Source organism: Psychrobacter sp. W2-37-MNA-CIBAN-0211 (genome assembly GCF_040309405.1).
In the GTDB taxonomy this organism is placed as follows: domain Bacteria; phylum Pseudomonadota; class Gammaproteobacteria; order Pseudomonadales; family Moraxellaceae; genus Psychrobacter; species Psychrobacter glaciei.
Map to the genome: position 1 here is coordinate 1 of NZ_JBEOOU010000241.1, position 268 is coordinate 268.

At 34.7% G+C, this 268-nt stretch carries 1 protein-coding gene; it reads right to left on the reverse strand.

The window, feature by feature from the left end; genetic code table 11:
- Positions 1-268, reverse strand: a 268-nt coding sequence (locus AAEY72_RS15075) for a hypothetical protein (protein ID WP_352311377.1), incomplete at both ends; no start/stop codon positions are given.

Below are 268 nucleotides of genomic sequence, written 5' to 3' on the forward strand. Positions count from 1 at the left end.
CGGCCACACTGACCGTAAATGGCTTATGATAATCGCTAATATTAAACTGACTAAGTTGTTTAAGCTCTGCAAATGAATATAAAACACAGTGCTTTGCTGAGTCTATTTTATTACTAAAATTAGCTTTATCAGTAAGCTGTTTTTCTATTGATTTAACACCACTCTTATTTTCGCCAACCACCAGTAACTCAGCATCTGCTGTAATTACTGCGCGTATATTATCAAGCGCCATAAGAACTTCAGGTTTTGATTTTGGATAGTAAAGAAT